Raw genomic sequence first — 23,904 nt, forward strand, 5'->3', positions numbered from 1 at the left:
GTATGCAGACCTCAACCGTTACGGCTTGGCTACAAGTTTCATCTCAAATACGGTTCCGCTGGGACGGCCAGCCCGGAGCACGAGGTGCGTGTCGTCAATGGAGATGATGCGGTAGGTCAAGTCCGGGGCATCCGTCACGCCAATGAAGGTGCCGGCTTTCTTGAACTCAATCATGGCAATGCCTTTGCCATCGGCGGGTCCGAAGGTGTAGTCAGAGCCACCCGAACGCGGAGCCTGGCACTCGTAGGGACCAGCTACAAACGTCTGGTCCTTGGCGTTGTAGGTGAACTTATCGTTGGCGAAGAAAGTGTACTCGTCGTCCGACTGGCAAGTAGGCAACTCGCCCTTCTTCACCCCGGGGAAATAGGCCGCCGGGTTATCTTCCGTACCCACGATGATGGGCGCATCCACGTCGTTCTGGAGCATCCACGTTTTGGACGTAGTGCCCGTCAGCAGCAGCTTCACGCGGTCGAGGGCCGAGAGCTGGGGCCGGAAGGTGTACTGGGTAAAGGTACCGTCGGCGTTTTCGGTGCGCAGCTTCAGCGTGGTTTCCGTCGCTTCCAGGATTTCGTAGGAACGGTCCTTGGTTGGGGTAGTCTCGCCAATAAAGGCGCCTTCCTTCTGCAGGGTAATTTTGCCGCCGGTAGCGCCGATGGGCGTGAACACGAAGTCAGAAGTTCCGGTCTTGGCCGTTCCACAAGCCCCGTCGGCATAGGTCTGGTCGCCGGCGTTGTAGCTGTAGGCGTAGGTGCTGGTGAAGGTCAGCTCATCATCGGCCTGGCAGGCCGGAATGCCGCCTGCCGCGGAAGACGAAAGTACGGTGGTACCGTTGGCGGCGTACTTGGTGATGGCGCCCGCCTGGTTGGAAAGAATCCAGGCCCGGTTGCCGGTGGTGGTGCTGTTCGTCAGCCCAATGTAGGCCGGGCTGGTAGGGGCCGCAATTACCACGTTAGCCGTTTGCGGCTGGCTCGTGCCCCCACGGCCGGCCGTGATCAGGCTTACTTTGTACGTACCCGGACGCTTATAGACGTGAGTAACGTTCTGCCCTTTTTCCAGGGGCGAGCCGTCGCCGAAGTCCCACTGGTAGAGGAAGGCATCCTTGCTGGTGTTGGTGAAGGTAACGACCGTAGGAAACTCCGTGGTTTTCACCGTGGTAGTGAAGCTGGCCTGCGGAGCCGCCCCCTCCAGGGTATAATCGTCGCCTTCCTTTTCACAGGAGGTGAGCAGCGCGGGAGCCAGCAACAGGCCCAGCATTGCTACGCGTACTATATGTTTCATGGGAATTCAGAAGAATGAAGGGAAGCTGGAGCCAGCCGGCCCACGGGTATGGGCCGGCCAGTCAGCAATTAATAACCAGGGTTTTGCTTCAGGCCGGGGTTTACGTCCAGTTCCTGCAGCGGCAGCGGCATCACAATGTTGTAAGACTTGATGCCTTTCTTCTTCAACTCGGGCGAGGTGAACAGCTCTCCGGTACGCTTCATATCAAACCACCGGTCCATCTCAAACGCCAGCTCGTACTTCCGCTCGCGGCGCACGGCGGCCGTGAAGGCCTCGGGGTTGGTGGTGGTCACGTCGCGGTTACTAGGCGTATTGATGGGCAGCCCGAAGGCCCGGCGCCGCACCTTGTTCAGGGCTTCGCGGCCTTCCTCGGTGGGGCCTACGCCTTCGGCCAGGATCAGGTACATCTCGGCCAGGCGCAGGATGGGAATGTTGAGCTCCGAGTCCCAGATGTTGGTATTGACGGTGCCCACGAAGTACTTCTTCAGGCCGTAGCCATTGGGCGAGCCGGGCAGGGAGTTGGGCTGCTTACGGCCATCTGGGTAAGAGTCGCCGGGCTTCCAGATAGTTACATCACGGCGCAGGTCGCCTTCCTCGTAGCCGGCCACGAACTCGGGCTCGGGAATGTTGAAGCCGTAGCCACCCTGGGGCACGATGCCCTGGCCGCGGGGGCCGAAGAACTCATTGCCACTGAAACCGGGCCCGTCCGTGGTCCACTGGTTGAGACCCGAGATAAACTGCGCCTCAAACAACGACTCCTTGCCGTTCTCGTTGGCTACCTTGAAGTTATCACCGTAGTTGTCCCACAGCGTTTTGCCGCTGGAGTTGATGACGGAGCGGGCCTGCGTGGCCGCGTCGGCCAGCTTGCCGCGCGTCAGGTATACCTTCGCCAGCAGCCCCGTAGCCGACCATTTGGTGGCGCGGCCGATGTCCGCGGCGCTGTGCGAGGGCGGCAGCTTGGTAATGGCGTCCTTCAGATCGGCTTCGATCTGGGCGTATACCTGATCTACCGGCGTACGCGGAATGTTTACCTCGGCCAGCGTTTTGGGCAGCTTGGTCAACAGGGGCACATCCCCGTAGAGACGTACCAGGTCGAAGTAGTACTTGGCCCGCAGGAAAGCGGCCTCGCCGAGGCAGCGCTGCTGAACGGCCGGATTAATGGCGGTTATAGCCGGCACTTTTTCCAGCACGATGTTGGCGCGGCCGATGCCTACGAAGCAGGAGCCCCAGAGGCGGTTAACCAGCGGGTTGGTGGTGGCAATGTTGAAGTTATCCAGCTGCTGGTACTCGAAACCGTCCTGGCCGCCGCCCCCACCCGTGGTAGACAGGTCCGACATAATGTCGCCAAATCCCCAGAGGGCCGCGTTGTACTGCCCCGTCGTCAGCAGCTCGCCGTAGGCCGCGTTGGTGGCCTGAATGGCATCCGTCTCGGTTTTGTAGAAGTTTGCTTCGGTCACGCTGTCGTTGGGAGCCTCCGACAGGAAGTCTTTACCACAGCTGCTGAGCAGCCCCAGCGTGAGTAGCCAGGCCCCGCAAGTGTATTTTGTGATGGTTGCCATCGTCTTGTGTAGTAGCTAGTAAGGGGGGAATTAGAAACCGAAGTTGATGCCAGCCAAGAACGTTCTCGGCTGCGGATAGATTCCGAGGTCAACGCCGCGCGAACCAACCTCGGGGTCAAACCCGGTGTACTTGGTCAGCGTCAGCAGGTTTTGAGCCGAGGCATATACGCGCAACTGCTTGGCACTGAGGCGACCCATGATGGACTCGGGCAGGGTGTAGCCCAGCGTCAGCACTTTGATGCGCATGTAGGAGCCATCCTCCAGGAAGTACGACGACACGCGCAGGTTACGGTTGGGGTCGGAGTTAGCGCCGCTATAGGCGCGGGGCACGTCGTTGCTGGTGCCGGGGCCCGTCCAGCGGCCGAGCACGCGGGTGCTGCCGTTGCTGCTGTTGTACAGGGCGCTTTCCAGGATAACGCGGTTGTCGTTGTAGATCTTGTTGCCCTGGGAGCCTTGCAGGAACACGTTCAGGTCGAAGCCCATCCACGTAACCGTGTTGTTCAGGCCGTACGTGAACTTGGGGTTCGGATTGCCAATGAACGTGCGGTCTTTGTCGTCGATGACCTTGTCGCCGTTCACGTCCTTGAAGCGGATGTCGCCGGGGGCCGCGCCGGGCTGGGTGGCGTGGCTGGCCACGTCTTCCGGCGTCTGGAACAGGCCGTCGGCCACGAAGCCGTAGAAGGAGCCGAAGGCTACGCCTTCGTCGTAGCGCAGAATGTTGCCACTCAAGCCGGCCAGGTCGCTGTAAGGCTCCCCTGCCCCCAGCTTCTCGAGCTTGGTTTTGTAGGCCGTGAGCGTGAGGTTGGACGTCCAGTTCAGGCCCCGACCCGCGTTCTGTACGTTGCGGGAGGTCAGGGCAAAGTCGATGCCGCGGTTGTAGGCCGAAGCAGCGTTGCGCCGTACCGACTCGTAGGTACCGGATACCAGCGACACGGGCACGCCCGCAATCAGGTTGGGCGAGTTCCGGTTGTAGAGGTCGATGATGGCCTCGAAGCGGTTATCGAGGAAGCCTACGTCCACCCCGACGTTAATCTGGTCGTTAGTCTCCCAGCGGAGTTCTGGGTTCGACAAGCGGGTGGGTGCCGCGCCGTTCTGCGGGCTTTGCACTGCTCCCAGGGGGTAGCTGATGTTAGGGTTAACGACGAACAGGTACTGGAAGCGGTCTGCGTTGTTGGGGTTGCCTACCCGGCCGTAACCGGCGCGCAGCTTCAGGTTGCTGATCACGCGGTTGTCCTTCATGAAGTCCTCTTCCGAGATACGCCAGCCGGCCGAAACGCCGGGGAAGAAGCCGAACTGCTTGCCGGGTGCGAAGGCGCTGGAGCCGTCGTAGCGGGCAACGGCCTGGAACAGGTACTTACCGGCAAACTCGTAATTGAGGCGACCGAAGTAACTGGCCAGGTGCGAAGGTACCTGGATGCGACCTGCCGTGGAGCCAAACAGGGGGTCGCGGGGACCCGAGTTAATACCCTGCAGGTCGTTGCGTGCGTAGTTCCGGCGGTAGGCCTCTACGTTGCTGTAGTTGAACTCCTGAGCCGACTGCCCCAGCAGCACCGTTACCTGGTGCTTGTCGCCAAACAGGTGGTCGTAGTTGAGGGTGTTTTCAATCAGGTAGCTGGGCGCGTAAGAGGCAGTTGCCGAGGCCCCAGACGTAGCCTGGGCGTAGCGCGTGGTAAACGTTTCAGGTGTGCCGTCAGGCTTCGTCACTATCAGGACGGGTACGCCGGGCCGGAAGGCGTTGTACTGGTCGAAGATAAAGTCGGCGCCCACGTTGGTGCGGAAGCGCAAACCTTTGATGGGTTCCAGCTCGGCGAAGAACGTGGTGAGGGCCCGGTTGCGCTTGAAGCGCTGGTTAGTAATGGTAGCCGAGGCCAGTGGGTTTTCCTCAATGAAGTTGTCCTGCGTAGCCCGGGGCTCGTAGTAGTAGCCGTCGGGGCGGTACACTGGGATGATTGCGGGAATCCGAATGGCCTGCTGCACCGTGCCGTAGTTACCGCTATTGGAGGTAATCTGCCGGTCGTTGAGGTGAGTGAGCGAGATGCTGTTGCCAATCTTCAGAATGCGGTTCACTTGTAGGTCGCCGTTGGCCCGCAGCGTAAACCGCTCGAAGTCCGAGCCCACGATGGTACCATCCTGCTGGAAGTAGCTACCCGAAACGGCAAACCGGGCAACGTCGCTACCGCCCGTAGCCGATAGTGAGTAGTTCTGGATGGCCGCACGACGGAACACCTCGTCCTGCCAGTCGGTACCCTCGCCCAAGGCCGCCGGATTCTTCAACCGGTCTACCACGATCGGCTCGCCGGCTGCCAGGCGCCCCTCATTGTTGATAACGGCATACTCCTCGGCGTTGAGCAGGCTGAGCTTGCGCCACACCTGCTGCACCCCGCGGTAGGCATCTAGGTTGATGCTGGACACGCCGGCTTTGCCGCGCTTGGTGGTGATAATAACTACCCCGTTGGCTGCGCGCACCCCGTAAATGGCGGTGGCCGAAGCATCTTTCAGGATGTCAATGGTTTCAATGTCGTTGGGGCTGATGGCGTTCAGCTGGTTTTCGCCGCCTTCCGGCAACGGGAAACCGTCTACTACATACAGGGGGTTGTTGTTGCCCGCCGACGTAATACCACGCACCCGTACCGACGTACCGGCGGCCCCACCCGGGGCGCCCCCGTTGGAGGTAACCGTTACACCAGCTGCCCGGCCCTGCAGGGCTTGCGTAGCATCGGCTACGGGCTGGGAAGCAATTTCCCTGGCCGTTACGGAAGCTACGGCGCCTGTTACGCTGGTACGCTCCTGCGTACCATAGCCCACTACCACTACCTCACTCAGCGCCTGGGTGTCTTCCATGAGCGTCACGTTCAGGCTGGTAGAGCCTCCCGCGGGCATGGTCACCTCTCTCCGCACGAACCCAACAAAGCTGAACACCAGCGTGCTGTTTTCGGGTGCCGTAATCAGGTAGGTGCCATCGGAATTGGTGGTGGTACCCATGGTAGTACCCTTCACAACCACCGTAACGCCGGGTAGTGGGGTACCATTTTCCTGTAATACCTTACCGGATACCGTTACATCGGCTAAACGGGAAGGAAAAGTGGCGGCCAGCGGAGCTGACAGCCCTGGGCTGCCCACCGCCGATAGTGCCAGAGCCGGCCACCCTAGAACGGTCAGAAACGCCGCCCTCTGAAGTAGTTGTGCGTAAGAGTGTTGGGTCATGAAGGTAGGTTTTGGGAAGGGTAAGTTCAGGAGGAATTTAGGCCAATGAACACTCCGTTCAGCCAGCCATGGATCAAGTCATTGCAGCTACCCGCCATCGATTGCGGGCCATCAGGAGAGCAGAGGGAAAGCAGATAGTAAAGCTTCCCGCGGGTACCATACTTGGCGTTGTCTCCGCTGAACAGCAGGCCCTACTCTTCCTATTTCTTGGAACTACCAGCTGATAGGCAGCGGACAGTGTGTAAACCAGAAGATAGCGTAGTGGCGGCCGGAAGAAACAGGTGCGGAGCGCTGAGAGAGTGGGTCAAATATTCAGTGATTGTTTGGCAAATGCAAGCGTCAAAACCCGCCCAAAACGCTCCAAATGAGGTTTTTTACCTTACAACACAAAAAACCGTTACGCTTACAACACACGCTTAGCCCACACTTATATAGCCTGTATAGCCTGCAAATGCCTTTTATTCGTCCAAGTATACTCGGCTAAAAAACAACAAAAAAAATGCGGGCTTAGCCCGCATTTTCTATCTTTTTTTCCTCCGTTCCATTTTGATCGGGCACAACTACCCTAAACCCGAGTAAGTAATTACTTACCTAAGCAGCCCAGCCTTAGTCCTGCTCTTCTTCCACAGGCACCGTATCATCCAGTAGTACGTGGGTCCAGCCCTCGTTTTCGTCGTAGTCGGGGGCCTGGCGACGGCGCTGCATAGCCTCCAACACCTTCTGCATAAAGCTCCAGCAGGTTGCTTGGCGCAGCTCCAGCACGCGGGAAAGCTCCTGGGAAGAGTACGTGCCCTTGTGCGTATGAATCAGGAAGACAGCGTACAATGCCTTCACGATAGAGAACTTACACTTCTGGAAAAGCGTGTAGGCCGTGGCCGACTCGACGTAGCGGCAGCGGGTGCACCGCCGGGAATGCGGCTCCCGCCCGTCGCAGTACTTTTCGTGCCCGCATTTACGGCAACGGTACCCATGCGCCCACTTCAAGTCAGCCAGGTACACCAGGCAGGCCTCTTTATCAGGATAAATCCGGCTGAACTCCCCGAAATCAACTTCCTTGGAAAGCACCCGGGCAGTCTGCGTCTGGTGTAAGTCGCGCTGCAGGTCGGTATTGAGCTTCTCGATGGCAGCCGACTGCAAAGCCAGCAGGCCATTGGCCTGCAGCAGCTCCCGGTTTTGGGCCACAATCGTTTCGCTTTGCTGGCGCAGCTCCTCGGTGCGTTTGGCGACCAGCTCTTCTAGCTCAGTATTGAGCTGATCCTTCAGTTCCTGGTTTTGGCGAAGCTGCTCTACCAATTGGTCCTGGGCCTGGTGACGTTTGCGGAGCTGCTTTACCAGCTTTTCCTGGGCCCGGATAGTGGCATCCTTAATGGCTTTGATTTTGTCACCTAACGCGTACGACAGCACCGCTACCTCGAGAATGAGGGCCATGTTCATGCTGTAGACGGTGAAAGCGTTGGTAAAGAAGTTGATACCCAGCTTACGCGTAATCAGGAAAAGGACGCTGATAGCCACTAAGGCGTGGGCCAGCAGAAAATAGCGTGCCGGCCGAAAGCCTTTCCAGTATACCTGCAGGGCAGCATAGTAAATCATGCCATAAGGCAGCAGGTACAGCCAAAAGCCGAAGCCTGTTTCCAAGAATAGCATGTCCAACAGCAGCAGGCCCACGCTTGTCAGCACTACCAGGCGGGTGAGCCGGTCGTAGCGCGGGAGCTGCTGGGGCGCATCCAGAAACATGCGGGCATAGTAGCTGAACGTAAGCAGCAGCAGTACCGGTGTGCCCGTATTCACCAGGGAGTTCAGCCAGGGCCAGTTGGGCCAAAGAAATTGAAAGCCCAGACCGTCTTCTGACAGAAACAGCAGGCTGCAGCTCAGCACATAAAGCACATACCGCAGGTATGTCTGCTCACCAATGAAGAGGTAGATGCACAGATTGTACACCACCATAATAAACAGAATGCCATAGAAGCCACCCAGCAGGCCATATTCCGTTTGGGTGTGGGCCGCCAGCAGCTGCTCATTCCGCACCCGCGACAGGAAGCTGGTTTTGGAAGAGGATTTAAACTTCAGGTAGTACGTCTGCGTCTGGCTTGGGGGCAGCGGCAGCGGAAACAAATAGTTTTTGTAAGGATACTGGCGAGAGGCAAACGGCAGATTGGCCCCCGTCTGTATACTGTCGTAGGTGCCGGTGCCGTTGGGCCGGTAAAACGTTAAGGCCCCAATGTGGGAGTCGAAAGTTTCCAGGTACCAGTGCTGCCCGGCCCCACGGTTGGTGTTGTACAGGGTCACGCGCATCCAATAAGTAGAACTGGTGTTGCGGATGGCCCGACTATCCGGATGCAGCGCATTGAAGCGGCTACTCCAAGGCTCCTGGCTTACCTGGTTTACGGTAAGCGTATTGGAGGCATCTTCCAGAATACTGTAGAATCCGGGGTCGATGAACAGCTCCCCCAGTCCCTTCTGCAGGCGCAGGGTATCTTCGCGGCTTACCGGCGGGGCAGCCTGGACGCGCACTAGGCCACTGCCCAGCAGCATTCCTAAAACGACCAGGAGCCGGGCGGTAAACGAGGACTGGTAAAACCAAGTGTACATAGTGGGAATCATAAGAGGCACCCAATTTACTAAACCCAACGTTGTTGCCACTGCGGCCGGGCACTGCCAGCCGGGCGGATAAACCGCTCCCGCCTATTGCATCGTTCCGGAAACGGGCGCAGAGGCCTTGGGCAATGGTACCCGCTCAAACAGCACCCAACTGATGCGGGCACCGGGTTCTTTGGTTACCAGACGTAACTGGTGGGCGCCAGCGGGCAGGTTTTTGGCAGGCAGCGTTAGCGTTGTCCAGACGTCGCCGGGACCCGTGGGCGGCACCACCAGCTCGGCCAGCGGCTGTCCATCCAGCAGCAGCTGGAGCCGGGCCACTGTAGCCGTAGCATTGGCCACCCGCGCCTGCAGCTGGCAGAAGCCCGGCTGCGTCACCTCAACCGAGTATTGCACCCACTCGTTGGGTTCCAGCATGTCTACGGCCACGTTATGGGCTTTGGGGTCGGCCACCGGGCTTATGTCCACGCCATCGTTGCGATACTGACGGCCCTGGTTCCAGCTTTCCGGCTGCCCAAACTCCGTGCGCTGCGCGTAGGTGTCATGGTAAGCTGAGCCGGCCCGGCCCATGTCGTAGTCGGCGGCAACCAGGCGGCCGGGCAGTTGCTGCGGGGCAAAGGCCCGCCCCCCTTCCGCCGGCCGCAGCAGGGCCTGTACTACATCCCAGTTCACCTTGCTGTGCCTGACCTGAACATTGCGCAGCAGGGTCTTACGACCCGCCGAGGTCAGAATGCTGCCGTAGGCAGGCACGGAGAAGATGCCCGTAGTGGCATCTACCCGCTTAATGTTCCAGTGGCACCAACCAATGCCCAGGTTATTCAGCTCCGTTACGGCGGCGGCAAACCACTCGTTGGCATTTTCCCCCGTCTCCCCTACCCATACCGGCACCTGCCACTTGTCGCGGAAAGCGGCCAGATTCTGGAACGTGTTGATTTGATTGGGGTTTGGGTCGCTGGATGTGGGTTCGTTGCTGCACCAGTAGCGGTGCGCGTTGTAAACCAGATTGGTCCGCAGCGGCTCGGGGAGCTTATCCGGGGTGAGGTTTGTGTATTCGTTGCCGTAGCCATTTCCTTCCAGCATCAGCAAGTGCTGGTCGTTCTGGCTCCGGACGGCCTCCAGCAGGCGCACGTAGAGGGCGCGCAGTTCCTGGTTGTCGGCGCTCAGGCCGTTCTGCGGGGTTAAGCCGTGCGGCTCATTGATCAGGTCGTAGAAGGCAATGCTGGCGTTTTGCCGGTAGCGGGCCGCCAGCTGCTTCCAGAGCTGTACGGTAGCATCCTGGTACACCAGCCGGCCTTTTGCATCCCGGCGCTTCCAAAGGTCCAGGGGCACTAGGTTGTCGTTGATGTTGCGGTCGACGCCCTGGCCGCCGGGAGCGGCGTGCAGGTCGAGTACGACGTAGAGGTTGCGGGCCTGGCACCAGCGGAGCACCTCATCCAGGTGCCGGAAGCCCTCCAAGCTCTGACCGGTAAATAACAGTCCCCGGTCATTCCAGGCCGCCAGGGAATCGGCGTAGGCTGTAAGCTGCCCGGGATCCTGCAAGGCTTTGTAGCGTAACCGGCGCTGAGTAGAGGTCAGGAACAGATCATAGTGAAAAGGCACGCGCACGCAGTTAAAGCCCTGATCTGCCAGGAAGTCAATGTCGGCCTTGGTCACAAAGTTTTTCCGGTACTGGCGGTAGAAATCCTCTACTTGCTGCACCGGCATAGTGCGCAGCAAAGCTGCCTGTATTTGCCCCTGGGAGTTCAGAGAACCGGTGCGGAGAATGTAGCTTTCCTGTAGCAGCCACCCGCCCACATTTACGCCGCGCAATACTACTTTATCGCCCCGCCCATTTACCATATCGGGGCCCTGGGCCCGCAACAGTTGCCCTGCGGCGGGCCGGGCCCCGAGGCTCAGCAGCCCGCCCAGCAGTAAGGCCACGCTACCGCGAGCCACCGGGCTCCACCTGCTTATCTTAATCATAATACTGCCTCTCTCCGAGGATATAGTTTTCCCAACCCGACGCCGGCGGCGCCCAGGACTGGAAAAAGACCAGGAATACGGGGAGACTCCTAAAGGTTACTTAATCGATTGCAGGATACTGGAAAAAATACGCACCCAGTATCCCACAAGTCGGCAAGCAGCCGAAAGGCAGCAGATCAAAATAAAGCTTCGTGTGCGGAAAAAGCAAATCTATATCCGCGTTTGCGGCCCGATAGCACGGGTTTACGCTTACTACCCACCCCGCAGCTATACTGTTAGCCCACACGCAAACTACCCGTCAGGCTACTGACGGCAGGCAATATGGCCTGCCCGGGCGCTTTCCATACCGGCCAAAAAAACAATGTGTGGACCGACAAAAAAATGTGGCCACTCAGCCATCCGCAGGAAGGCAAGGAGGTTACAGCAACTGCCCTACCCCAAACAGTAAGGTAAACACGAGGGTAGTCAACGCCATTTGCTTTAGCAGAGGGTCTAGTTCCCGGGAGTTCTGACGCTGCCACACCTGCCAGGCATTACGCAGCAGTAGCGGTGCGGCGGCCACAAACAGCCACTGCCACGGCGAATGGTACGTAAGCGCCACGTATACTACTGCGCAGCCAAAGCCCAGCAGCAACAGCAGCCAGTGGTAACGGCGGGCATGGCGTGCCCCTAGGCGCACGGGGATGGTAATCTTGCCTGCCAGTTCATCTGAGCGAATATCCCGGATGTTGTTCACGTTGAGCACGGCCGTTGCGAAACAGCCCAGCGCAGCTGCCGGGAGTAGTACTGGCCAAGGCAAGGTACGTACCTGCAGAAAATACGTACCACACACGCCCACCAAGCCGAAGAAGATAAACACCGACAGGTCGCCAAGGCCCGCGTATCCGTAAGGCCTGGCACCAGCCGTGTAGTTTACGGCCGCCCAGATAGCAGCCAGTCCCAGCAACAAAAACGCGCCCGAAATCCAGAGGCCGGCCGTGCCCAGGGCTACCCAGAGCAACGCCAGCCCACTCAGCAAAGAAAGTACTCCGAACACGGTCATGCCGCGCTTCATCTGCGCCGGGCTGATGGCGCCACTTTGCACGGCCCGCAGCGGGCCCTCCCGGTGGACGCTGTCGGCCCCGTTCTGAGAGTCGCCGTAGTCGTTGGCCAGGTTACTCAGAATCTGCAGCAGTACGGTAGTCAGCGCGGCCAGGCCTACCACCGAGCCCCGGAACTGCCCGGTGCTGGCAGCCAGAAAGCCCCCCGCCATGATGCTGGCCAGCGCCAAAGGCAAGGTCCGGGGTCGAAAAGCAGAAAGCCAGGCTTTGGCAGGTGTACCCGAAACAGCGGAAGCAGAAGAAGGAGAGGTCATGAAAAATGAAACTGCAACGGGGGCTTGCTAGGGCATCAGCGCGGGCTGTAGGGCCGCCACTTTGGAGGCCGACAACTCGTTGAAATGCTCAATTACCAGGTCGGCTTGGCTTAAGTCCTGCAAATTGGAATGCTCACTGCGGTAGCCAATGCAGAAAAGCCCGGCGGCTTTGGCCGCCGCCACGCCGTTGGTTGAGTCCTCAATGACCACGCACTCCGCCTTTGGCCCGGTTGCCAGGCTGGCGGCGTGTTCAAAAATAGCGGGGTCGGGTTTGGAGCGGGTAAACTCCTCCCCGCTCACTAAGTGCGCGAAGTAGGAACCCAGATTGAACCGGCGCATCACCCGGTCGATGGTAGAGCGGGAAGCCGAGGAAGCCAGAATCAGCTGCATTCCGTGGGCATGCAGGTCTTCAATCAGGGCATGTACCCCAGCCAGCAGTTCCAGGCCCGGCTGCTCATCAAAAGCCTGGTTGAACCGGGCCCGCTTGGCCAGCACCAGCTCTTCCACCGCATGAGGCAGCGCAAAGCGTTGCTGAAGCTGCTGGTACACGTTTTTGGTAGAAGCGCCCGTGAACTGAGCGTACTCCTCATCCGTCAGGGTGAAACCGAGGTCGGCGAAGTGCTGAAAGTAGGCATAGCGGTGGACGGGCTCCGTATCGACGATAACCCCGTCCATATCAAAAATGACAGTACGAATCATGTAAGGTGCAGACTGGCCGGCGGTGTGCTACGGCAATGCACGGCCAGATAAGGAAAAGCTACTTTAGAATGGCGGCCACCAGCTCGTCGCTCATGGGCTTTACTTTGGACGGGTAGAAGGCTACTACCTGCCCCTGCTCATTCACTAAGTACTTGCAGAAATTCCAGGTGGGAGCGTCACTCACGGCGCCGTTTTTCGACTTATCGGCCAGAAAGCGGTACAAAGGAGCCGTGTCGTCGCCGGTTACGGATACTTTGGCAAACAGCGGGAAGCTTACCCCGTAGTTTTTCTCGCAGAAGGTGGCAATCTGCTCGTTGGTGCCGGGTTCCTGCCCGCCAAAGTTATTGGCCGGAAACCCTAGCACCACCACCCGGTCGCTGTACTTGTTGTAGAGCTCCTCCAGCTCTTTGTACTGTGGGGTGTAGCCGCACTCCGAAGCCGTGTTCACGATCAGCAGCTTTTTGCCGCGGTACTGGCTAAGCTGCAAGGGCTTACCCTCAATGGTTTGTACCGTGAAATCGTAAACGGAGCCAGGGGTGGCGGTTTCGGTGGTAGGGTTCATGGGAGCGTCTGCCGGTTTCTGAGAAGAGGTGGAAGATGACAGCCCGCAGGCGGCCAACGAGAGCAATAGGACGGGTAGAGTAAATTTCATACAAGAACGGTGGAGAGGGCGGATGTGTGTTGCAGCCGCTAAGATACTACCCCTGGCAGGGTGCCGGCTGCATTACCCGAAGATAAGGCTTTTCTCTCTACCCAAGTCTTTACCAGCCAGCTAGGTTAGCTGGTACGCGGCGTAAGCCATTTTTCTACATCGATAGGCTGCCAGCGGTCCATCTGATCCAATAGTGTGGCAGGGTCGGCAGCTTGCAGGAGCTGGCTCCGGTTTTCGCGGCGCAGCAGCTCCTCGTCGGCCATATGGTCGAGGGCGCGGAGCAGGTGGTCGTAGTAGCCAGCCACGTTGAGCACAGCTACGGGCTTCTTGTGCAAACCCAGCTGCCCCCAGGTAAGCACCTCAAACAGCTCTTCCAGCGTGCCGTAGCCCCCGGGCATGGCCACGAAGCCCTCGGCTAACTCGGCCATTTTCAGTTTCCGCTCGTGCATACTGGTTACCACGTGCAGCTGCGTGAGGCCGGTATGAGCCAGCTCCTTATCGGCCAGGAAATCGGGAATCACGCCTATGGCCTGTCCGCCGTGCTCCAGCACGCTGTCGGCAATGGTGCCCATCAGCCCTACGCGGCCACCCCCGTACACCAGGGTCAGGTTACGCTCGGCCAGGATGCGCCCCATCAGCCGGGCTTGGTCGGTAAACAATTGGTTGCTGCCACTGCTGGCGCCACAATACACGGCTACACTTTTCATCTTCGGTGATTAGGGAGAAGCAAAACCAGACCATGCGCCGGCCCGCTGCTCTCCGTTACATAAACAAACAATAAGTCCCTGGCGTGAGGTTTACGCCAAGGACTTATTCGGTCAAAATTCACTGCTCGGCCGGTGCTAAACTACATCCGCTCCGGCACCTCAATGCCCAGCAGGCCCATGCTGGCTTTGATGGCCTGCGCCGTCTGAGCCGACAGGGCCACCCGGAAGGCCTTTTTGGCAGCGTCGTTTTCGCGGAAGACTTCTACTTCGGTGTACACCCGGTTATAGGCCTTAGCTACGTCGTAGGCGTACTGCGCTACCACGGCAGGCGACTGGGTGCGGGCGGCTTCGGCTACCACGGCGGCGTAGCGGGCCAGCTCCTGCACCAACTCCCGCTCGGTAGCATGCAGCTCGGTGATGCTAGCCAGCGGGGCGTCTTCGGCAATGCCCAGCTCCGCGGCTTTGCGCCGGATGGCGGAAATACGGGCGTGCGAGTACTGAATGAACGGCCCCGTGTGCCCTTCCAGGCTCACCGACTCCTCGGGGTTGAAGAGCATACGCTTCTTGGGGTCTACTTTGAGCAGGTAATACTTCAGCGCACCCAGCCCCAGCATGTGGTAGAGCCGCGCCGCTTCCTGCTCGGTGAGGCCTTCGGTTTTGCCTTTCTCCAGGGTGGCCGCCTTGGCCGCTTCCACTACTTCGCGCACCAGCTCATCGGCGTCCACCACGGTGCCTTCCCGGCTTTTCATCTTGCCCGAGGGCAGATCTACCATGCCGTAGCTAAGATGGTAGATGGCGTCGGCGTAGGGCTTGCCCAGCTTTTTCAGCACGGCCTTCAGCACCTGCATGTGGTAGTTCTGCTCGTCGGCAATGACGTACACGCTCAGGTCGTAGTGGAAATCCTGGTACTTGAGCTCGGCCGTGCCCAAGTCCTGGGTCATGTACACGGAGGTGCCGTCGGCGCGGAGCAGCAGCTTCTCGTCGAGGCCTTCTTCCTTCAGGTCTACCCACACCGAGCCATCTTCCTTGCGGAAGAACACACCCTTCTGCAGGCCTTCCTCTACCCGCTCCTTGCCTAGCAGGTAGGTGCCCGACTCGTAGTAGTACTTGTCAAAATCGACACCGATGGTTTGGTAGGTTTCATTGAAACCCTCGTACACCCAGCCATTCATCTGCTTCCACAGGCTCACCACTTCTTCGTCGCCGGCTTCCCAGGCGCGCAGCATGTCCTGGGCTTCCAGCATCATGGGAGCCTGGCGCTTGGCTACCTCCGGCAGTACACCTTCGGCTTCGAGTTGCTTGATTTGCTCCCGATAGTGCTTCTCAAACAGCACGTAGTACTTACCGGCCAGATGGTCGCCCTTGATGCCGGCACTCTGCGGGGTTTCGCCCTGCCCGTAGTGCTGGTAGGCCAGCATCGACTTGCAGATGTGAATGCCCCGGTCGTTGACGAGGTTGGCTTTGGTAACGGTAGCGCCGGTAGCCTTCAGAATCTCAGCCACGGAGTACCCCAGGAAGTTGTTGCGTAGGTGGCCCAGGTGCAGGGGCTTGTTGGTGTTGGGCGAGGAGTATTCCACCACCACGTTCTGGGGGCCGCCCGTGGCTACCGGCGTGCCCGCCGGCAGCTGCCGGAGCTGGTCGAATACCTTCACCCACTCGGCATCGGCAATTTCAAGGTTCAGAAAGCCTTTCACCACGTTGTAGCCTTGCACGAGCGGGGCATTGGCTACCAGCCACTCCCCTACTGCCTGGCCTATCTGCTCGGGGCCCTTGCCGAGCGTTTTGGTGAAGGGAAACGTGACCAGGGTAAACTGGCCGGCAAACTCCTTGCGCGTGGGCTGCAACGTGAGCTGGCTGGCGGGTACTTCCTGACCGAAAACATGTTGAATGGCTGCCCCCAGGGCGGCTTTGAGCGTTTGTTCGAGTTGTTGCACGGAAAAAGCGAAATGCGAAGATGAAGCGGGGCCGCCAGCAGGTCAGTCCCCCCGAAAAAGTAGCAAGCAGACCAAGCGTAACCCGCGGCCACCGGGCACCGGAGCAATCCGGCCGGGGGCGCAGCTTACGCTAGAATCGTCGTTGGAGCTGAATTTGGGGGCGTGGCTTCATGAGAGGATGGGCAGCGACGGACGTTGGCTGCTGCCGTCGCAAAGGTAGAAAGCCCAGCCGGATGGCCGCCAAAAAGTTGCAGCTGAGCCCCGCAGGCTAGCGGCTGGCCCGGCGCAGCATGAGCTGCACTTGCTTGGGGTTGCCCCGCGTGAGCACCGGGTAAGCTACATCGGTGCGGAACATCAGCTGCCCGGCGTCCTCAATCCGGGCTTCTACCGCGTAGGTCATGTTTTCCTGAATGCGGCTGGGGTCGAAGCGCAGCACAAAATCCAGGGGTACCTGCCGGCCCTGGGGCCGCAGCGTAACCGAGTCGATAACGGTAGCCGCCACGCCCGGCTGGGACACATCCTGCAGCTGCAGCCGCACGACAGCCGTGGGCGACAGGGCCATCCGCTCCCGGTACGTTACGGTGCCGGTAATGGAGTCCTTGGCCACCGCCGCAGTAGGCTTGCCGCCGCTGCCGGCCGCGGGCGGCATGGTCGTGCAGGAAGCCAACAATAGCAGGGCGAACAAGGACAAGAGCAGGCAGTTTTTCATGGAGACAACCAGTAGGCGGATACAGCCGCAGCGCTAGGCACGAATGTATCCGCTTTTTCCTGTTTGCCAAGAAATCAAGCTTCTGACTAAGCCGGGCCAGCTAGTTTATTTAGCGGCTCACGACTTCCTCCAGCCGCAGGCGCCGCTGAATGGCGTCGGTGGCGGCTTCCAGAATATCAAAGGCATTGGTAGCCATGGTATTCTCCGAGTCCAGGGTGGGGTTGATTTCCACCATCTCAAAGCACACCACCCGGTCGTTGTCGAGCAGGGCACGGCACAGGCTGATGGCTTCTTCCACGTTGAGGCCTTCTTCTACGGGGGTGCCGGTGCCTTTCGAGAAGCGGGAGTCCAGGGAGTCCACATCGAAGCTCACGTACACCATGTCGCAAAAGCGCAGCCGCTCATAGATTTCGCGGGCCACGCGGCGGGTGCCTTTGGCTTTTACTTCGTCGAGCTTATAGTTTTTGATGCCGAGCCGCTCGATGATGGCGTTTTCCTCGGCCTCCGTATCGCGCACCACCACGTACACCAGGTGGTCGGGGGTGATTTTGGGGCCTGGTTCGCCCAGATTCTTCAGGCGCTGCCAGAAAAACTCGGTTTCGGGCTCGGGCTGGTTGCGCTGGCACTGGCGGTTATCATCGCCCAGGCTGATGGCCAGCGGCATGCCGTGCATGTTGCCGGAGGGCGTAGTATACGGCGAGTGAATGTCGGCGTGGGCATCTACCCACACTACGCCCAGGGTTTTGTGGGGATAAGCCGCCTTGATGCCCGCAATGGTGGCGGAGGCGTTGCTATGGTCGCCGGCCAAGACCAGCGGAAACTCCCCAAAGCGCAGGGTTTGCTCCACCGCGCCGGCAATGCCCTTCTGCACGGTATAAATGGAGTCGATGTGCTTGGCCTTCGGAAAATGGGTTTTGTCGAAGAGCACGTGGTTCAGGTCCGGCACTTGCACGGAGTTGAACCGACGGAAGTAATCGGAGCCCTTGTTGAGGCAGGCTACCTTCAGGGCATCAATGCCCAGACTGGCACCACGGGTTCCGGCGCCGAGTTCGGACCGTACTTCCAGAAGCTTAATGCGTCGCATATTACATTGGCAGGAAAGAGGTTAGGTGGTTTAGATGCTTGCCGATTGAGCGGGTGGGGTCCTCTCAGGCTTGACGCGCGCGGACCTTCCGGCGCAACCAACGAACAAAGCACAACCAAAACCCCGCAGGCGGGGTATCTTTGCCCACGCAAGATAATAGGGTCTTGGGGTCTTAGGGTCTTGGGGGCTTGGATAATTGTAGAGCTTTCCGGCTCCACCCTATTCAACACCCTATTCAACACCCTGAATCTAAGACCCCAAGACCCCAAGACCCCAAGACCCCACATGGATACTTACCACGACCTGATTTCCCAGACCTTTGATTTTCCCACCGAGGAGTTCCGCGTAGAGCAAAACGAGCTGCGCTTCCACGACATCGACCTGATGGCCCTGGTGGAAAAGCACGGCACTCCCCTGCGCCTGACGTACCTGCCCAAGATTTCTTCTCAGATCCAGCGCGCCAAGGAGTGGTTCCGGGTGGGCATCGAGAAAACCGGTTACCAGGGCAAGTACTCCTACGCCTACTGCACCAAAGCTTCGCACTTTAGCTTTGTAGTGGAAGAAGCCCTGAAAAACGGGGTTCATATCGAAACCTCGTCCTGGTTTGATACCAACATCATCCGGGCCATGCACGCCAAAGGCAAAGTCTCGAAAGACACCTTTATCATCTGCAACGGCTTCAAAACCGACGAGTACAAGCACGAAATCACGCGCCTCATCAACGACGGATTCGTGAACTGCATGCCCATTCTTGACTCGCCCAACGAAGTGGATTACTACCACGACAACGTGCGGGAGAAGTGCAGCGTGGGCATGCGCCTGGCGTCCGACGAGGAGCCACGGTTTCAGTTCTACACCTCGCGCCTGGGCATCCGCTACGCCGACGCCATTCCGCTTTACGAGCAAAAAATCAAGCACGACCCGCGCTTTGAGCTCACCATGCTGCACTACTTCATCAACACCGGCATCAAGGACACCAGCTACTACTGGTCGGAGCTGAGCCGCTTTGTGCACCAGTACTGCGAGCTGCGCAAGGTCTGCGACACGCTGACGACCATCGACATTGGGGGCGGCTTGCCCATCCAGACGTCCATCCAGAAGGAGTACGACTACCCCTACATGATTGAGGAGGTGCTGCGCACCATTCAGCGCATCTGCCAGGAAGAAGGCGTGCCCGAGCCCGACATTTTCACGGAGTTCGGCATTTTCACGGTGGGCGAGTCCGGGGCGACTATCTACTCCATTCTCGATGAGAAGCTACAGAACGACAAGGAGCTGTGGTACATGATTGATGGCTCGTTCATCACTAACCTGCCGGATACCTGGGCCCTCAACCAGCGCTTTATTATGCTGGCATTGAATGGCTGGAACAAGCAGTACAAGAAAATCCAACTGGGCGGCCTCACCTGCGACTCTCAGGACTACTACAACGCCGAAAAGCACATCTATCAGGTGTTTCTGCCCGAGCGCAAACCGGCCAAAGACCCCAAGCCATTGTACGTCGGCTTTTTCCATACTGGCGCCTACCAGGAAAGCCTGTCGGGCTACGGCGGCATCAAGCACTGCCTGATTCCGGCCCCCAAAATGGTGATTCTGGACCGGGACGCCGATGGTACCCTCACCGACTACGTGTTTGCCGAGCAGCAGAGCGGAGAGTCGATGATGCGTATTCTGGGGTATCAGGCCTAAGGTATTTGCGGTAAATGCTTGCCGCACCGGCCGCTGAATTGTACTTTTGGTTTCGGACTTGCTCTTCTACTATAACTTTTCTGCCCGCACGATGAAAAAATTACTGATTCTCGCCTCGGTGGCGCTGGTAGGCCTGGGCGCCTGCAACCGCACCAAGTGCCCCGCTTACACCAGCACGAAGGAAGCCAACCGCGTTTCCTCCACTATTTCCGCCAGCACCGCTACGAGCACCGAGCGTCAGTAAGTTTTCCAGCCCCAGGGCTATAGGATAAAAGCCGGTTTCTGCTAGAGCAGGAACCGGCTTTTTGCGTTTGCCATTTTTCTGCTTGATTAAAGATTACCGGGCAACCGGGAACATTTAGCGCAGGATTTGCCTTCAGCGACAAGAAGGCATTCGCCATTTGCTCAATTTCCCCTCTTTGCATTTAATCATGAAGAAGCTGCTTTTCATGGCTTGTATTGGACTTGCCGGCCTGGCCTCGTGCCGTACCAAATGCCCCGCGTACTCCTCTACAAAGCCCGCTACGCACTCCGCCACCGCCGTGCTGGCCAGCACTGCTGCCCCTACTCCCCAGCAGTAGCGTTTATCGCTCCTAAAACAGCACGTCCCCCTACTGCACCGAGCAGAAAGGGGACGTGCTGTTTCCGCTTAGTCGTTAGCTATACTGCCGATACTTCCAGAATAAGCCTGGCGGCGGCCAGCAGGTCGGGGGCCTGCCGGGCATAGTCCACCGGCTCCGTAGCACCGACGAGGATACCGGGCACGCCTACTTTGGCTCCGGCCTCCATATCGCGCAGCCGGTCGCCTACTATCCAGCAGGAGGCAGGGTTGAGGTGGAACCGGGCCATGGCTTTTTCCAGCATCAGCGAATCCGGCTTGCGTAGCAATGATTCCGAGACGGACGGATGCGCCGGGGCAAAGTACAGGGCATCCAACACCCCGCCGCAGGCTGCCTGCAGCTTGGCGTGGCAGGCCTGCACGTCGGCGGCGGTGTAGAGTTGCTTGGCAATACCCGCCTGGTTGGTAACCACGATAAGATAATAGCCAGCGGCCTTCAATAGCTGAAGCGCCTCGGGCACGCCGGGTAGCACCTCAAACTCGGCCGGGCGCCACACGTAGTCGCCCATTTCACGGTTCAGCACCCCGTCGCGGTCCAGAAAAACGGCTTTGCCCGCGGGCGGCGCCAAGGAATTACCAGGAATCATGGGGCAAAACTACGGATTCCTGGTGCAGGCGGGCGTACTTTTGCACCGTATCCTATCTGCACACCCAATGCCTACACCGACGCGCATTGCCATTCTGGGGGGCGGCATCACGGGCCTCACCGCCGCTTATTACCTCAACCAGGCCGGCGTGGACGTTGACTTGTTTGAAGCGGCCGACGAGCCGGGCGGCAACATGCGCAGCCGGCGCGAAGGCAGCTACACCACCGAGCTGGGCCCAAACTCCCTCCTACTCTCGCCCGAGCTGGAAGAGCTGATAGGCGAGCTGGACTTAACCGGCCAGATTCAGGATCCGCCGCCGGGCGTGGGGGCCAACCGCTACATCCTTCGCGGGGGACAGTACCGTAAGCTGCCGGCCTCGCCGCCCGGGCTGCTGGCGTCCGGCTTCTTTAGCTGGAAAACCAAGCTTAGCATTCTGCGTGAGCTGACCCGGCCCGCCGCGCCCCCCGATGCTACGGAAACTGTAGCTGCTTTTTTCCGTCGCCGCTTCAACCAGGAGGTAGTCGACTATGCCGTTAACCCCTTTGTGGCGGGTATTTATGCCGGCGACCCAACCCAGCTGCGGGTGCAGGAGGCTTTTCCCAAGCTGGTAGAGCTGGAGCAGCAGCACGGCTCGGTGCTGCGCGGCCTGGCCAAAGCCGGCGTAGGGCAGCGCCGCCGTACCGTTTCCTTGCGCGGTGGCCTGCAGGCCCTACCCGATGCGCTGGCGGCCCGGCTAGCCGGAAACGTGTATTTCCATCAGCCCGTAACGGCGCTTACCCGTACTGCCGAGGGCGGCTTTCAAGTGAGTACGCCCAGCGGTGCCTTTCAGGATCGGACCTATTCCCAAGTGCTGATAGCCCTGCCGGCTCACGTCGCGGCCGAACTGCTGCAGCCTCTGTTTCCGGCCCAGGCAGCCCTTATAGGGGCCGTTTACTACCCACCAATGACGGCCGTACACACGGCCTACCGGCGGGCCGATGTGCAGCACGCGCTCCACGGCTTCGGGGCGTTGCACCCGCAAGTAGAAGGCACGTATGCGGCCGGCAGCATCTGGAGCAGCTCCCTCTACCCCGACCGCTGCCCCGCCGATGAAGTGCTGTTCACGACGTTTGTAGGCGGCGCGCAGTCCCCCGGCAAAGCCCACGATGCCGAGGCGGTTATGTTGCCCCGCGTGCACGAGGAACTATGTCGGCTCTACGGCATTTCGGCCCCGGCTCCGCAGTGGCAGCGCCGCTACGTGTGGGAGCGGGCTATACCCCAGGCCGATGCCAACCTGGCTCCGGCCCGGGCGGCCGCGGCCGAGCTGGCAACCCAAGGTCTGCAAGTGGTGTCTAATTGGCAGGCAGGCATCTCCGTCCCCGATTGTGTGCGATATGCGCGGCAGATTGCCGGAAAAATTTCGGCGGCTTCCACCGCCTGACTTAGTATATTTGGCCAAATGAACGATTCGCTCGTCCTTATACCAACTTACAACGAGCGAGAAAACGCCGAGCTCATCATTCGCAAAGTGTTTTCGCTGGCGAAGCCGTTTGATGTCCTGATTATCGACGACGGCTCACCCGATGGCACGGCACAGATAGTGCGCGACCTGATGCCGGAGTTTTCTGGCCGCTTGTTTCTGGAGCAGCGCGCAGGCAAGCTCGGGCTGGGCACGGCGTACCTGCACGGCTTTAAGTGGGGGCTGGCCCGCGGCTACAGCTACCTGTTCGAAATGGACGCCGACTTCTCGCATAACCCCGAGGATCTGCTCAAGCTCTACGATGCCTGCGCCACCCAAGGCTACGACATGGCCATTGGCTCCCGCTACATCCACGGGGTGAATGTAGTGAACTGGCCCATGAGCCGGGTACTCATGTCGTACTTCGCCTCGGCCTACGTGCGGCTGGTTACGGGCATGCCCATCATGGATGCTACAGCCGGCTTTAAATGCTATACGGCCCGGGTGCTGCGCACCATCCCGCTCGAAAAAATCCGCTTTATCGGCTACGCCTTCCAGATTGAGATGAAGTGGCTGGCCTTCAAATATGGCTTCCGCATCAAGGAAGTGGCCATTATTTTCACCGACCGGACCCGCGGTGCGTCTAAGATGAGCAAGGGCATATTCAAGGAAGCCTTGCTGGGCGTGGTGCAAATGAAGCTGAGCAGCCTGTTCCGGCGCTTCGACCGGGCCGAAACGCAGGCGCCACTGCCTGTTGCAACGCCTCCCTTGTCCTCGGCTTCCGAAACCCGCTAAGATTTTCTGCTACCTTCAACTTCGCCCGGCCGCACATAGCAGTTGGGCGTAGCTTGTTGCTGCATGGAAAATACTCCTTTGTTCTGGGCGGCTTTTACGGCCTTTGTGCTGGCTATGCTGCTCCTCGACCTGCTGGTTTTCAACCGCAAGGCCCACGTGGTGCAAATGCGCGAGGCCTTGGGCTGGAGCGCCTTCTGGATTGTACTGTCCCTGTGTTTCAACTACCTGGTGCTACGCACCATGGGCCGGCAACCGGCCCTGGAATTTCTCACGGGTTACCTCATCGAGAAGTCCCTGAGCGTCGATAACCTGTTCGTTTTTCTGCTGATTTTCACCTACTTCCGGGTGCCGCAGGAATACCAGCATAAAATCCTGTTCTGGGGAATTATTGGGGCCCTGGTGCTGCGGGCGGTGTTTATTCTGGTGGGCGCGGCCCTGCTGGCCAAATTTCACTTTCTGCTGTACCTGCTGGGTGCCTTCCTGGTCTATACCGGGGTAAAAATGGCCGCTTCGGCCGGGGAGCCGGAAATTGACCCCGACGCCAACCCCGTAGTAAAGTTTCTGAGCCGTCACCTGCCCATCACCAGCAAGCTGGAAGGCGGCAAGTTTTTCGTGCGCAAGGAAAAGCTGCTGTTTGCTACCCCGCTCTTTGTTGTGCTGGTGATGGTGGAAACCACCGACGTCGTCTTTGCCGCCGACTCCATTCCGGCTATTCTGGCGGTTTCCCGCAACACGTTCATCGTGTTTACCTCCAACGTATTTGCGCTGCTGGGCTTGCGGGCCTTGTATTTCGCCCTGGCCGGCCTGATGCAGCTGTTTCACTACCTGCACTACGGACTGGCCCTGATTCTCGTCTTTATCGGCGGTAAGCTGCTGGTTTCGGAGTTTGTGCACGTGCCCATGAGTATTTCGCTGGGCGTGGTCGGTGTTTTGCTGCTGGGCTCGGTGGTGCTGTCCTTGTTGCGCCCCCTGCCGAAGAAAGAAGAGTAAATGCCTTAGCCGTATAACGCACTAAAAAAGGCCCCTTCTGGATCAGCAG

18 protein-coding genes are annotated in these 23,904 nt (G+C 59.2%); 5 read left to right on the forward strand and 13 right to left on the reverse strand.

What is annotated here, in order from left to right; translation table 11 throughout:
* Positions 1-18 precede the first annotated feature (18 nt).
* From HER32_RS04990 to HER32_RS05045, 12 genes are all read right to left on the reverse strand, one after another.
* The gene (locus tag HER32_RS04990; RefSeq protein ID WP_168680981.1) at positions 19-1,278 is read right to left on the reverse strand and encodes a PKD domain-containing protein; all 1,260 of its coding nucleotides are present in this window, start codon (positions 1,276-1,278) and stop codon (positions 19-21) included.
* A 68-nt stretch (positions 1,279-1,346) separates the two neighbouring features.
* Complete coding sequence (locus HER32_RS04995; RefSeq protein WP_168680983.1) at positions 1,347-2,837, reverse strand: RagB/SusD family nutrient uptake outer membrane protein; 1,491 nt, start codon at positions 2,835-2,837, stop codon at positions 1,347-1,349.
* 30 nt (positions 2,838-2,867) lie between these two features.
* Positions 2,868-6,041: a SusC/RagA family TonB-linked outer membrane protein gene (locus HER32_RS05000; RefSeq protein ID WP_168680985.1), complete on the reverse strand. Its 3,174-nt coding sequence runs from the start codon at positions 6,039-6,041 to the stop codon at positions 2,868-2,870.
* A gap of 606 nt (positions 6,042-6,647) precedes the next feature.
* The gene (locus tag HER32_RS05005; protein WP_168680987.1) at positions 6,648-8,642 is read right to left on the reverse strand and encodes a 7TM diverse intracellular signaling domain-containing protein; all 1,995 of its coding nucleotides are present in this window, start codon (positions 8,640-8,642) and stop codon (positions 6,648-6,650) included.
* Positions 8,643-8,723: 81 nt separating this feature from the next.
* Positions 8,724-10,556, reverse strand: coding sequence for a cellulase family glycosylhydrolase (locus tag HER32_RS05010; RefSeq protein ID WP_168680989.1), 1,833 nt, complete (start codon positions 10,554-10,556; stop codon positions 8,724-8,726).
* 460 nt (positions 10,557-11,016) lie between these two features.
* On the reverse strand, positions 11,017-11,952 hold the full coding sequence (locus HER32_RS05015; protein WP_149072732.1) for a 1,4-dihydroxy-2-naphthoate polyprenyltransferase: 936 nt from the start codon (positions 11,950-11,952) through the stop codon (positions 11,017-11,019).
* A 27-nt stretch (positions 11,953-11,979) separates the two neighbouring features.
* On the reverse strand, positions 11,980-12,651 hold the full coding sequence (locus tag HER32_RS05020) for an HAD family hydrolase (protein WP_168680991.1): 672 nt from the start codon (positions 12,649-12,651) through the stop codon (positions 11,980-11,982).
* A gap of 58 nt (positions 12,652-12,709) precedes the next feature.
* Positions 12,710-13,213: a glutathione peroxidase gene (locus HER32_RS05025; RefSeq protein ID WP_232066389.1), complete on the reverse strand. Its 504-nt coding sequence runs from the start codon at positions 13,211-13,213 to the stop codon at positions 12,710-12,712.
* 215 nt (positions 13,214-13,428) lie between these two features.
* The gene (locus HER32_RS05030; RefSeq protein ID WP_168680993.1) at positions 13,429-14,010 is read right to left on the reverse strand and encodes a TIGR00730 family Rossman fold protein; all 582 of its coding nucleotides are present in this window, start codon (positions 14,008-14,010) and stop codon (positions 13,429-13,431) included.
* 140 nt (positions 14,011-14,150) lie between these two features.
* Entirely contained in the window at positions 14,151-15,944 is a 1,794-nt protein-coding gene (gene argS, locus HER32_RS05035; protein ID WP_168680995.1) for an arginine--tRNA ligase, read from the reverse strand.
* Between the two features lie 268 nt (positions 15,945-16,212).
* Positions 16,213-16,653, reverse strand: coding sequence for a YbaY family lipoprotein (locus tag HER32_RS05040; protein WP_168680997.1), 441 nt, complete (start codon positions 16,651-16,653; stop codon positions 16,213-16,215).
* A gap of 109 nt (positions 16,654-16,762) precedes the next feature.
* The gene (locus tag HER32_RS05045; protein WP_149072726.1) at positions 16,763-17,737 is read right to left on the reverse strand and encodes an arginase; all 975 of its coding nucleotides are present in this window, start codon (positions 17,735-17,737) and stop codon (positions 16,763-16,765) included.
* Positions 17,738-18,022: 285 nt separating this feature from the next.
* Between HER32_RS05045 and HER32_RS05050 the strand changes: the two genes are divergently transcribed.
* Positions 18,023-19,426: an arginine decarboxylase gene (locus tag HER32_RS05050; protein ID WP_168680999.1), complete on the forward strand. Its 1,404-nt coding sequence runs from the start codon at positions 18,023-18,025 to the stop codon at positions 19,424-19,426.
* Between the two features lie 91 nt (positions 19,427-19,517).
* Positions 19,518-19,670, forward strand: coding sequence for a hypothetical protein (locus HER32_RS05055; protein WP_168681001.1), 153 nt, complete (start codon positions 19,518-19,520; stop codon positions 19,668-19,670).
* A 416-nt stretch (positions 19,671-20,086) separates the two neighbouring features.
* Here the strand turns inward: HER32_RS05055 and HER32_RS05060 are convergent, their stop codons facing one another.
* Positions 20,087-20,632, reverse strand: a complete 546-nt coding sequence (locus HER32_RS05060) for a D-glycero-alpha-D-manno-heptose-1,7-bisphosphate 7-phosphatase (protein ID WP_168681003.1) — start codon at positions 20,630-20,632, stop codon at positions 20,087-20,089.
* A 67-nt stretch (positions 20,633-20,699) separates the two neighbouring features.
* Here HER32_RS05060 and hemG point away from each other — a divergent pair, with 67 nt between their 5' ends.
* The 3 genes from hemG (at position 20,700) to HER32_RS05075 (ending at position 23,855) form a co-directional block, all read left to right on the forward strand.
* Complete coding sequence (gene hemG / locus HER32_RS05065; RefSeq protein WP_168681005.1) at positions 20,700-22,052, forward strand: protoporphyrinogen oxidase; 1,353 nt, start codon at positions 20,700-20,702, stop codon at positions 22,050-22,052.
* An 18-nt stretch (positions 22,053-22,070) separates the two neighbouring features.
* The gene (locus tag HER32_RS05070) at positions 22,071-22,865 is read left to right on the forward strand and encodes a polyprenol monophosphomannose synthase (RefSeq protein ID WP_168681007.1); all 795 of its coding nucleotides are present in this window, start codon (positions 22,071-22,073) and stop codon (positions 22,863-22,865) included.
* A gap of 63 nt (positions 22,866-22,928) precedes the next feature.
* Complete coding sequence (locus HER32_RS05075; protein ID WP_168681009.1) at positions 22,929-23,855, forward strand: TerC family protein; 927 nt, start codon at positions 22,929-22,931, stop codon at positions 23,853-23,855.
* Positions 23,856-23,904: the final 49 nt, after the last annotated feature.

The sequence above is a fragment of the Hymenobacter sp. BT18 genome (assembly GCF_012273015.1).
GTDB classification, from domain to species: Bacteria; Bacteroidota; Bacteroidia; order Cytophagales; family Hymenobacteraceae; genus Hymenobacter; species Hymenobacter lutimineralis.

Coding starts and splice junctions, on each gene's coding strand:
- HER32_RS05005 (WP_168680987.1), bottom strand. CDS start 8,642: ATGATTCCCACTATGTACACTTGGTTTTACCAGTCCTCGTTTACCGCC.
- HER32_RS04990 (WP_168680981.1), bottom strand. CDS start 1,278: ATGAAACATATAGTACGCGTAGCAATGCTGGGCCTGTTGCTGGCTCCC.
- HER32_RS05055 (WP_168681001.1), top strand. CDS start 19,518: ATGAAAAAATTACTGATTCTCGCCTCGGTGGCGCTGGTAGGCCTGGGC.
- HER32_RS05025 (WP_232066389.1), bottom strand. CDS start 13,213: ATGAACCCTACCACCGAAACCGCCACCCCTGGCTCCGTTTACGATTTC.
- HER32_RS05070 (WP_168681007.1), top strand. CDS start 22,071: ATGAACGATTCGCTCGTCCTTATACCAACTTACAACGAGCGAGAAAAC.
- HER32_RS05075 (WP_168681009.1), top strand. CDS start 22,929: ATGGAAAATACTCCTTTGTTCTGGGCGGCTTTTACGGCCTTTGTGCTG.
- HER32_RS04995 (WP_168680983.1), bottom strand. CDS start 2,837: ATGGCAACCATCACAAAATACACTTGCGGGGCCTGGCTACTCACGCTG.
- hemG (WP_168681005.1), top strand. CDS start 20,700: ATGCCTACACCGACGCGCATTGCCATTCTGGGGGGCGGCATCACGGGC.
- HER32_RS05030 (WP_168680993.1), bottom strand. CDS start 14,010: ATGAAAAGTGTAGCCGTGTATTGTGGCGCCAGCAGTGGCAGCAACCAA.
- HER32_RS05015 (WP_149072732.1), bottom strand. CDS start 11,952: ATGACCTCTCCTTCTTCTGCTTCCGCTGTTTCGGGTACACCTGCCAAA.
- HER32_RS05020 (WP_168680991.1), bottom strand. CDS start 12,651: ATGATTCGTACTGTCATTTTTGATATGGACGGGGTTATCGTCGATACG.
- HER32_RS05060 (WP_168681003.1), bottom strand. CDS start 20,632: ATGATTCCTGGTAATTCCTTGGCGCCGCCCGCGGGCAAAGCCGTTTTT.
- HER32_RS05045 (WP_149072726.1), bottom strand. CDS start 17,737: ATGCGACGCATTAAGCTTCTGGAAGTACGGTCCGAACTCGGCGCCGGA.
- HER32_RS05000 (WP_168680985.1), bottom strand. CDS start 6,041: ATGACCCAACACTCTTACGCACAACTACTTCAGAGGGCGGCGTTTCTG.
- HER32_RS05050 (WP_168680999.1), top strand. CDS start 18,023: ATGGATACTTACCACGACCTGATTTCCCAGACCTTTGATTTTCCCACC.
- HER32_RS05040 (WP_168680997.1), bottom strand. CDS start 16,653: ATGAAAAACTGCCTGCTCTTGTCCTTGTTCGCCCTGCTATTGTTGGCT.